Source organism: Cyanobium sp. ATX-6F1 (assembly GCF_047395825.1).
Lineage (GTDB): Bacteria > Cyanobacteriota > Cyanobacteriia > PCC-6307 > Cyanobiaceae > ATX-6F1.
This window is the reverse complement of sequence record NZ_JBCEBF010000004.1, coordinates 46,169-54,014: the sequence shown is the minus strand read 5'-3', so window position 1 is coordinate 54,014 and position 7,846 is coordinate 46,169. Positions and strand designations below refer to the sequence as shown.

At 65.8% G+C, this 7,846-nt stretch carries 8 protein-coding genes, 2 pseudogenes and 1 riboswitch; of the genes and pseudogenes, 9 read left to right on the top strand and 1 reads right to left on the bottom strand.

Going from position 1 to position 7,846, the window contains the following annotated elements; translation table 11 throughout:
* Positions 1-125: 125 nt before the first annotated feature.
* A riboswitch (guanidine-I (ykkC/yxkD leader) is annotated at positions 126-247 on the top strand.
* A 28-nt stretch (positions 248-275) separates the two neighbouring features.
* The 9 genes and pseudogenes from speB to AAF143_RS18435 all read left to right on the top strand — a co-directional run bounded on the left by speB (position 276) and on the right by AAF143_RS18435 (position 7,667).
* Positions 276-1,466, top strand: coding sequence for an agmatinase (gene speB / locus AAF143_RS18475; RefSeq protein WP_255007300.1), 1,191 nt, complete (start codon positions 276-278; stop codon positions 1,464-1,466).
* A 3-nt stretch (positions 1,467-1,469) separates the two neighbouring features.
* Positions 1,470-1,853, top strand: a complete 384-nt coding sequence (locus AAF143_RS18470) for a hydrogenase maturation nickel metallochaperone HypA (RefSeq protein WP_255007298.1) — start codon at positions 1,470-1,472, stop codon at positions 1,851-1,853.
* A gap of 4 nt (positions 1,854-1,857) precedes the next feature.
* Entirely contained in the window at positions 1,858-2,562 is a 705-nt protein-coding gene (gene hypB / locus AAF143_RS18465) for a hydrogenase nickel incorporation protein HypB (protein WP_255007296.1), read from the top strand.
* Positions 2,559-2,843, top strand: a complete 285-nt coding sequence (locus AAF143_RS18460; RefSeq protein WP_414027571.1) for a hypothetical protein — start codon at positions 2,559-2,561, stop codon at positions 2,841-2,843. Before hypB ends, AAF143_RS18460 begins: the two co-directional genes overlap by 4 nt.
* Positions 2,813-3,835, top strand: a pseudogene (locus AAF143_RS18455) (type III glutamate--ammonia ligase); the annotation flags it as partial. The gene AAF143_RS18460 and the pseudogene AAF143_RS18455, both read left to right, overlap by 31 nt.
* A gap of 127 nt (positions 3,836-3,962) precedes the next feature.
* Entirely contained in the window at positions 3,963-4,979 is a 1,017-nt protein-coding gene (locus AAF143_RS18450; protein WP_255007292.1) for an ABC transporter substrate-binding protein, read from the top strand.
* Positions 4,980-5,269: 290 nt separating this feature from the next.
* A pseudogene (locus AAF143_RS18445) lies at positions 5,270-5,775 on the top strand (ABC transporter permease).
* Between the two features lie 15 nt (positions 5,776-5,790).
* Complete coding sequence (locus AAF143_RS18440) at positions 5,791-6,558, top strand: ABC transporter ATP-binding protein (protein WP_255007289.1); 768 nt, start codon at positions 5,791-5,793, stop codon at positions 6,556-6,558.
* Complete coding sequence (locus AAF143_RS18435; protein WP_255007288.1) at positions 6,558-7,667, top strand: aromatic ring-hydroxylating oxygenase subunit alpha; 1,110 nt, start codon at positions 6,558-6,560, stop codon at positions 7,665-7,667. Before AAF143_RS18440 ends, AAF143_RS18435 begins: the two co-directional genes overlap by 1 nt.
* On the opposite strand, the gene AAF143_RS18430 is transcribed toward AAF143_RS18435, so the two are convergent.
* Positions 7,646-7,846: a hypothetical protein gene (locus AAF143_RS18430; RefSeq protein WP_255007286.1), complete on the bottom strand. Its 201-nt coding sequence runs from the start codon at positions 7,844-7,846 to the stop codon at positions 7,646-7,648. The two genes, AAF143_RS18435 and AAF143_RS18430, sit on opposite strands and share 22 nt — an antisense overlap.

The following is a 7,846-nucleotide window of genomic DNA, read 5'->3' as shown; positions in this document are numbered from 1 at the left end:
GCTGCATCGGTGCTACCCACCAGTTCCTGGAGACCCCGTCCGCCTGCATCGCTCTGGCCCCCTTGGCCCGACTCGGTAACGGTCATCACAACTCCGCCCAGCGGCAAGGGGGAGCATGGCGCAGCGGATGAAGTTTCTAGGGTTCCGGTTGCGAATTGGTTGCCTTGGCCGCCCTTTCGCCTCGTCTGGTCCGAGAGAAACACGCCGGGTTCGCCCGGTGGCACGGAGGGATAAAAGCCCGGGAGACCGCCTCGCCCCCATCCGTGAACCCGGTCATGACAGAGATTTCAGGTCCCGAAGGGGCCTTTGAGCGCCCCCGTCTGAGCCAGGGCGCCGAAGCGCTCGAAAAGGAAGCCCGCCTGCCGCTCACGGGCTGGCAACAGGAGGTGGATCAGGGCCTGCGCTACGGGCTGGAGGCGGCCGAAAGCATCGTCGATCGGCGCATCTCCACCTTTTCGCGCGGTGAGCTGCCCCACTACGCGGGCATCAACACCTTCATGAAGGCGCCCTACATCGAAGATGTCCACCGGGTCGGCGAGTTCGACGTGGCGATCGTCGGGGTGCCCCACGACTGCGGCACCACCTACCGGCCTGGCACACGCTTCGGGCCCCAGGGCATCCGCCGCATCTCCGCCCTCTACACCCCCTACAACTACGAGATGGGGGTCGACCTGCGTGAGTCGATCAAGCTCTGCGATGTCGGCGACATCTTCACGATCCCCGCCAACAACGAGAAGTCGTTCGATCAGATCTCCAAGGGCGTCGCCCACGTCTTCGCCAGTGGCGCCTTCCCGATCATCCTCGGCGGCGACCACTCGATCGGCTTCCCCACCGTGCGCGGGGTCTGCCGTCACCTGGGCGACAAAAAGGTGGGGATCATCCACTTCGATCGCCACGTCGACACCCAGGAGATCGACCTCGACGAGCGCATGCACACCTGCCCCTGGTTCCATGCCACCAACATGGCCAACGCCCCGGCCAAAAATCTGGTGCAGCTGGGCATCGGCGGCTGGCAGGTGCCCCGGGAGGGGGTGAAGGTCTGCCGGGAGCGGGGCACCAATGTGCTAACCGTCACCGACATCTGCGACATGGGCCTCGAGGCGGCCGCCCAGTTCGCGATCGATCGCGCCACCGATGGCACCGACTGCGTCTGGATCTCCTTCGACATCGACTGCATCGACGCCGGCTTCGTACCCGGCACCGGCTGGCCCGAGCCCGGCGGCCTGCTGCCGCGCGAGGCGCTCAAGCTGCTGGAGCTGATCGTGCGCAACGTGCCCGTCTGCGGCATTGAGGTGGTGGAGGTGTCGCCTCCCTACGACGTCAGCGACATTACCTCGCTGATGGCCACCCGCGTGATCTGCGATGTGATGGCCCATCTGGTGGTGAGCGGCCAGCTGCCGCGCAAGGAGAAGCCCGCATGGCTGCATGAGACCTGCAACATGCAGGTCGATCAGAAGTGGAGATGAGCCATGCACGAAGTCGACATGACCAAGTGCCTGCTGCTCTCCCTCAATGAGTGGAAAGCCCAGCACCAGCCCAACGAGCCTGAAGTGAGCGTGGTGCACCTGGAGGTGGGCACCTTCACCTGCGTCGAACCCGATGCCTTGGTGTTCACCTTTGGGGCGGCGGTGCAGGGGAGCTGGCTGGCTGGCAGCGAGCTGCGCATCGAAACCGTGCCCTTGCGCGCCCGTTGTGTGCGCTGCGAGTCGCTCTACACCCCCGAGCAAGAGAACGCCTATCGCTCCCCCTGCTGCGATCACCCGATGGAGGAGATCGTCTCTGGGCGTGAATTGCGCATCCGCTCCATTGACTACGTCTTCAGCAATCAAGCCCTCCCTGTTCTCTCGCCCTGATCCCATGCACATGCCATTGGAAGACACGCTCGGCATCAACCTGCTGGCCGCCAACCAGCACCGGGCCGAGCACAACCGCGAGCACTTCGATGCCTGGCGGCTGCTCTGCATCAATGTGATGAGCAGCCCCGGAGCGGGCAAGACCTCGCTGCTGGAGCGCACGATCACCGCCCTGACCCCGCGCCTGGAGATGGCCGTGCTCGAAGGCGACATGACCACCCAGCTGGATGCCCAGCGGTTGGAGGCGGTGGGCGTGCCCGTGGTGCCGATCACCACCGGCCGCGCCTGCCACCTGGATGCCTCGATGGTGAGCGGCGGCCTCAAGCTGCTGCAGCAGCGCCTCGATCCAGCCGCGTTGGATCTGCTCTGGGTGGAGAACGTCGGCAACCTCGTTTGTCCGGCCGAGTTTGAGGTGGGCGAGCACCTCAAGGTGGCGCTGCTCAGCGTCACCGAGGGCGACGACAAGCCGCTCAAGTACCCGGTGATGTTCCGCGAGGCGGACTGCGTGCTGATCACCAAGATCGACCTGCTCCCTTACCTGCCGGTTCAGGTGGAGCGGTTTGTGGAGCACGTGCATCAGGTGAACCCGCGGGCCCGCGTGTTCCTGCTCTCGGCCAGTAGCGGCGAAGGCCTCGGCGCCTGGCACCAGTGGCTGCTGGAGCAGGTGGCCGCTCACGTTTTGCCCTTCCCCGCCCTGGTGTCCCGATGAGTCATTCCAGCTCCGATCTCAAGGCCGAGCTCTCGGCCAAGGGCGTGCGCTACGCCCTCGCCTCCTTCGTGGATCTGCACGGCGTCAGCAAGGCCAAGGCCGTGCCGTTGGACCACCTGGGCCAGATGCTGGGCGGCTCTGAGCTGTTCACCGGCGCCGCCCTCGATGGCGTGCCCCAGGAGGTCAGCGATGACGAGGTGGCCGCCGTGCCCGACCCCGCCAGCCTCACGGTGCTGCCCTGGAAAAAGATGTGGCCTGGCTGGCCAGCGACCTGCATCTAGGCGGCGTCCCGTTCGAGGCCTGCAGTCGCAACATCCTCAACCGCGTCCGCGCCCAGGCCGCCGCCATGGGTTACCGCTTCAACCTCGGGATCGAAACCGAGTTCTTCGTGCTGCGCCAGGGCCCCGATGGCCAGATCGCTCCCTACAGCGAGCGCGATGTGCTCGACAAGCCCGCCTACGACGTGGTCGGTCTGCTCGACAACCTCGGCTGGCTCGATGAGCTGGTGAGCGCCATGAACGACCTTGGCTGGGGTGTCTACTCCTTCGATCACGAGGATGGCCCCGGCCAGTTCGAGATCGACTTCAACTACGCCGACGTGCTCACCATGGCCGACCGGCTCACCTTCTTCCGGCTGATGGCCAAGGAGATCGTGCGCCCCCATGGGTTGGTGGCCTCGTTCATGCCCAAGCCGTTCAGCGACCGCACCGGCAGCGGCGCCCACTACAACATGTCCCTGGCCGACCTGAGCAGCGGCGAGAACCTGTTCGTCTGCCCCTCGGGCGCCCCAGCCAGCGTCAGCGGCCTGGCCAGGCAGTTCATCGCCGGTGTGCTGCGCCATGCCCCGGCGATCTGTGCCGTGATCGCCCCCACGGTCAACAGCTACAAGCGGCTGGTGGCCCAGGGCTCAATGAGCGGCTTCACCTGGGCGCCGGTGTTCATCTGCTACGGCAACAACAACCGCACCAACATGCTGCGCATCCCCTCCCCCGGAGGGCGGGTGGAATGCCGCGCCGCCGACAGCGCCGCCAACCCCTACCTGGGGGGAGCGATAATCCTGGCGGCGGGCCTCGAGGGCATTCGCGAAGGGCTGGATCCAGGCCCCGCCAACCTGGTGAACGCCTACACCTTGAGCCCCGAGCAGCTCGCTGAGCGCGGCATCAACCTGCTGCCGCGCACCCTCGGCGAGGCGATTGAGGCGTTTGCAGCCGATCCACTCTCGAGAAGCGTGTTCGGTGATGCCATGTTCGAGTCGTTTGTGACTTACAAACGTGAGGAATGGGAGTCGTACCACGGCGCCGTTTCCGAATGGGAACGCAAGCGCTATCTCGAGTTTTTTAAGGCCTGCGATCGCAGCCCCGCTTTGATCTCCCGTCCACAACCATTCCCCTCGTTGCACGATGAAGCGCTCCTCGTTCGCCCGCAGCTCCTCCCGCACACGCCTGGTCGCCTCAGCGCTGGTCACGGCCCTCTCCGCCGGCCTGTTGGTGGGTTGCCAGAAACCCGTCACCCAGAGCACACCCGTGAAGATCGGCTACAGCGCCTGGCCCGGTTGGTTCCCCTGGAAGGTCACCGAAGACAAGAAACTCTTCGAGGCCCAGGGCGTTCCCGTTGCCATGCAATGGTTCGATGGCTACCTCGATTCGATCAACGCCCTCAACGCCGGCCAGCTTGACTGCAACAGCCAAACGCTGAACGACACGATCAGTTCGATCGCTGGCGGCGCCGATCTGCAGGTCGTGCTCCAGAACGACTTCTCCACCGGCAACGACCAGATCATCGCCGCCAAGGAGATCACCACCGTGGCCGGCCTCAAGGGCAAGAAGGTGGCCGCTGAAGAAGGCACCGTCGATCACTTCCTGCTCCTGAAGGTTCTCAAGGACGGTGGCCTTTCCGCCAAAGACATCAGCTTCGTTCCCTTGGAGACCGGCGCCGCCGCCGCCGCCTTCGCCGCCGGCAAGATCGATGCGGCCGGTGTCTACGCCCCCTTCACCACCCAGGCGCTCAAGCGCCCCGGCAGCAAGGCACTCAGCACCTCCAAGGACCACCCCGGCGCCATCAGCGACCTCTTGGTCTGTCGCACGGAGTTCGTCGCCAAGAACCCCGAGAAGATCCAGAAAATCGTCAATGCCTGGTTCGCCACCCTCAAGACCATCAAGGACGACCCCGCCGGCACCCTGCCGATCCTTGTGGAACGCTCCGGTGTGAGCGAGGCCGAATTCAAGGCCTACGACGCCGGCACCACGATCCAGACCCTTGAGGAGAACCGCACCAACTTCAAGCCCGGCACCACCATGACCTCCCTGCCGTTCGCCGCCGAAGAACTCAGTGCCTTCCTGGTGGAAACAGGCCTGGCCAAAACCAAGCCTGACCTGAGCAAGTTGCTGAATTCCACCTTCGTGGACGCCGCCAAGTGAGTGCCACGGCAACCAGAAGCCGAGACGATACCGGGAGGGTCAGGCAATGGCTGGGCCACCCCTGGTCGCTGGGGGTGATCGGCATCCTCGCCGTGCTGCTGGCCTGGCAACTTGTCGCCGCCAGCGGCCTTGTCGACAAACTCTTTCTGCCCAGCCCCGAGGGTGTCTGGAGGGCAGGCAGTGAGCAGTACGCCCGCGGCATCCTGATCAAGGATCTGCTGGCCAGCGTGGGCCGGGTGGGGGCGGGTTTCGCCCTCTCGGCGGCGGTGTCGCTGCCGATCGGCATCGCCATGGGCTGCAGTCGGGTGATCTGCCAGCTGCTGGAGCCGCTGATGGGCCTGATCCGCTATATGCCGGCACCCGCCTTCATCCCGCTGCTGATTATTTATTTCGGCCTGGGCGAAGAACTCAAGGTGCTGCTGATCTTCATCGGCACGGTGTTCTTCAACACCTTGATGATCATGGATTCGGTCAAGTTCGTGCCCTCCGAACTCCGCGAAACGGCGCTCACGCTTGGGGGCCACGGCTTTCAGATCGTCACGAAGGTGGTGGCGCCGTTCATCGCCCCCAAGTGATCGACACCTACCGCATCAACATGGCCTCGGCCTGGAACCTGGTGATCGTGGCCGAGCTGGTGGCCGCGAACGAGGGCCTCGGCAAACGCATCTCCCTCGCCCAGCGCTTCCTAAAAACCGATGAGATCTTCCTGGGCCTGATCGTGATCGGCCTGATCGGTCTGGCGATTGATCTGAGCTTCCGGCTGCTGATGCGCCGGACTTGCCCCTGGGCCAACTGACACCGACCCCTCCCCATGCACCTCTCGGTATCCGGCGTCAGCAAGACCTTCGGCAGCGGCACCAAGGCCAAACATGTGCTCGAGGACATCAACCTGGAGCTCGACTCGGGCGAGTTCGTCGCCCTGGTGGGCAGTTCAGGTTTAGGCAAATCCACGGTGATGCGCCTGGTGGCCGGCCTGGAGCTTCCAAGCTGCGGCACGATCACCGTGGACGGCCAGCCGGTGAAGGGCCCGGGTTCCGACCGGGGCATGGTGTTCCAGAAGTACAGCCTGTACCCCTGGCTGAGCGCCGCCGAAAACGTGGCCTTCGGCATGCAACTCCAGGGCCGCCCCAAGCGGGAGGTGAACGAGCGCACCGCCTACTTCCTGGAGGTGGTGGGGCTTTCCGATGCCGGTCGGCGCCTGCCCCGGGAGCTCTCCGGCGGCATGCAACAGCGGGTGGCGATCGCCCGCGCCCTGGCCGCCGACCCGAAGGTGCTGCTGCTGGATGAGCCGTTCGGCGCCCTGGATCTTCAGATCCGCGAGACGATGCAGGAGTTCCTCTACCAACTCTGGGAACGCACCGGCCTGACGGCGCTGCTAATCACCCACGACGTGGAGGAGGCGTTGCTGCTCGCCCAGCGCGTGCACATCATGGCGCCGCGGCCCGGACGGATCGTGCGCACGGTGGAAGGGAAGCTGGATCGCCGGGATCTCTCCTTCCTGCGTCTCTCGGCGCCGTTTCTGGAACTGCGGGAAGAACTGGCCAACTACCTGCGGGTTCTTGACAGCACCATGGGCTGATGGCTGTTGCCTCGACGTTCGATGGGCAAGCCTTTCTGCCCGCCGCGCTCTACCACTGCACCGAAGTCGCCGAGTGGGAGCAGCTCGTCTACGCGCGCCGCTTCTGGCATCCGATCGCCCTGGTGTCGGAGTTGCCGCCGGGGGCGGCGCTCAGCCGGGAGCTGCTGGGGGTTGAGCTTGTTCTCACCCACCCGACTGGGATGGGGCCGAAGGCGTTCCTGAACCAGTGCCCGCACCGGGGCGTGGCCCTGCTGGCGCCAGGGGCCTCGATCGCTGCCTGCCGCAAGCTGATCTGCCCCTACCACGGCTGGACCTACGCCCCCGATGGCCGCCTGCTGGCGGCGGCCCGGGAAGGTGAGTTCTGCGCGCCGTTCAGGCGCCGTGACTGGGACCTGGTGAGTGTGGCGATCGAGCGCGGCGGACCCTTTCTGTGGGTGCGCCTGCCTGCCCACGGCCCAGAGGCCGGTGAGCCAGGCCCATCCCTGGCCGACCAGCTGGATCTGCTACTGGAGGTTGGCGGCTGGAGCGTCGGTGAGCCAGCTTCCGCAGCTGCGCTGCCCCTCTGGGGCCGGCGCCAGCGCAGCCTGGCCTGCAACTGGAAGATCGCCCACGACAACACCCTCGACGACTACCACGTCGCCATCGCCCATCCCACCACGCTGCACCGACTTCAGGGGCCCGTGAGCGCCTACCGGCACGTGTTCGGCCGCTGGTGCAACCTGCTGGCCACACCGGTGCCGGGCGCGGGCGAGGCGCCAGGGGAGTTCCTCACCTTTTCGGTGCCCCCCTGGAACCATGTGCTGCTCTGGCCCGATGGCACCACGGCCCTGATCGGCTTTCACCACGAAGCACTCGATCGCTGCCGGATGGAGTTGACCCTGGCCGGGCAGCCAGAGGGATCAGCCGGGGCCGAAGCGCAGCTCAATGAAATGGCGGCCTTCCTGGAAGAAGACCGTGCCTTGGTGGAATCAGCCCAGCGGGCCTATGGGAGCCCGGGGTTCAGACCCGGTCCGGCCCATGGGCTTGAGGGACGCATCCTGCACCACCAAGCCCACTACCGCGACCAACTGGGGCGCTCGGACCTGGTTCAGGCCGCGACGGCGGGCTGATCGAGCAGCTCGGCCTTGATGTCGAGATAGGCGGCTTCCTTGAACAGGGCGAGCTTGGCGTCGGCATTACCGGAAGCCACGGCGGCGCTGTAGCGCAGGCGCAGGGAATCAATCAGGGCGGCCTGGCGGGCAGGTGAATTGGTGGGGGCGTTGGCCATGGTGGAGGGAGCAGAGCTCAC

Bases quoted from the DNA above. Each gene is read 5' to 3' on its own strand.
- speB (WP_255007300.1), top strand. From the start codon at position 276: ATGACAGAGATTTCAGGTCCCGAAGGGGCCTTTGAGCGCCCCCGTCTG.
- AAF143_RS18470 (WP_255007298.1), top strand. From the start codon at position 1,470: ATGCACGAAGTCGACATGACCAAGTGCCTGCTGCTCTCCCTCAATGAG.
- hypB (WP_255007296.1), top strand. From the start codon at position 1,858: ATGCACATGCCATTGGAAGACACGCTCGGCATCAACCTGCTGGCCGCC.
- AAF143_RS18460 (WP_414027571.1), top strand. From the start codon at position 2,559: ATGAGTCATTCCAGCTCCGATCTCAAGGCCGAGCTCTCGGCCAAGGGC.
- AAF143_RS18450 (WP_255007292.1), top strand. From the start codon at position 3,963: ATGAAGCGCTCCTCGTTCGCCCGCAGCTCCTCCCGCACACGCCTGGTC.
- AAF143_RS18440 (WP_255007289.1), top strand. From the start codon at position 5,791: ATGCACCTCTCGGTATCCGGCGTCAGCAAGACCTTCGGCAGCGGCACC.
- AAF143_RS18435 (WP_255007288.1), top strand. From the start codon at position 6,558: ATGGCTGTTGCCTCGACGTTCGATGGGCAAGCCTTTCTGCCCGCCGCG.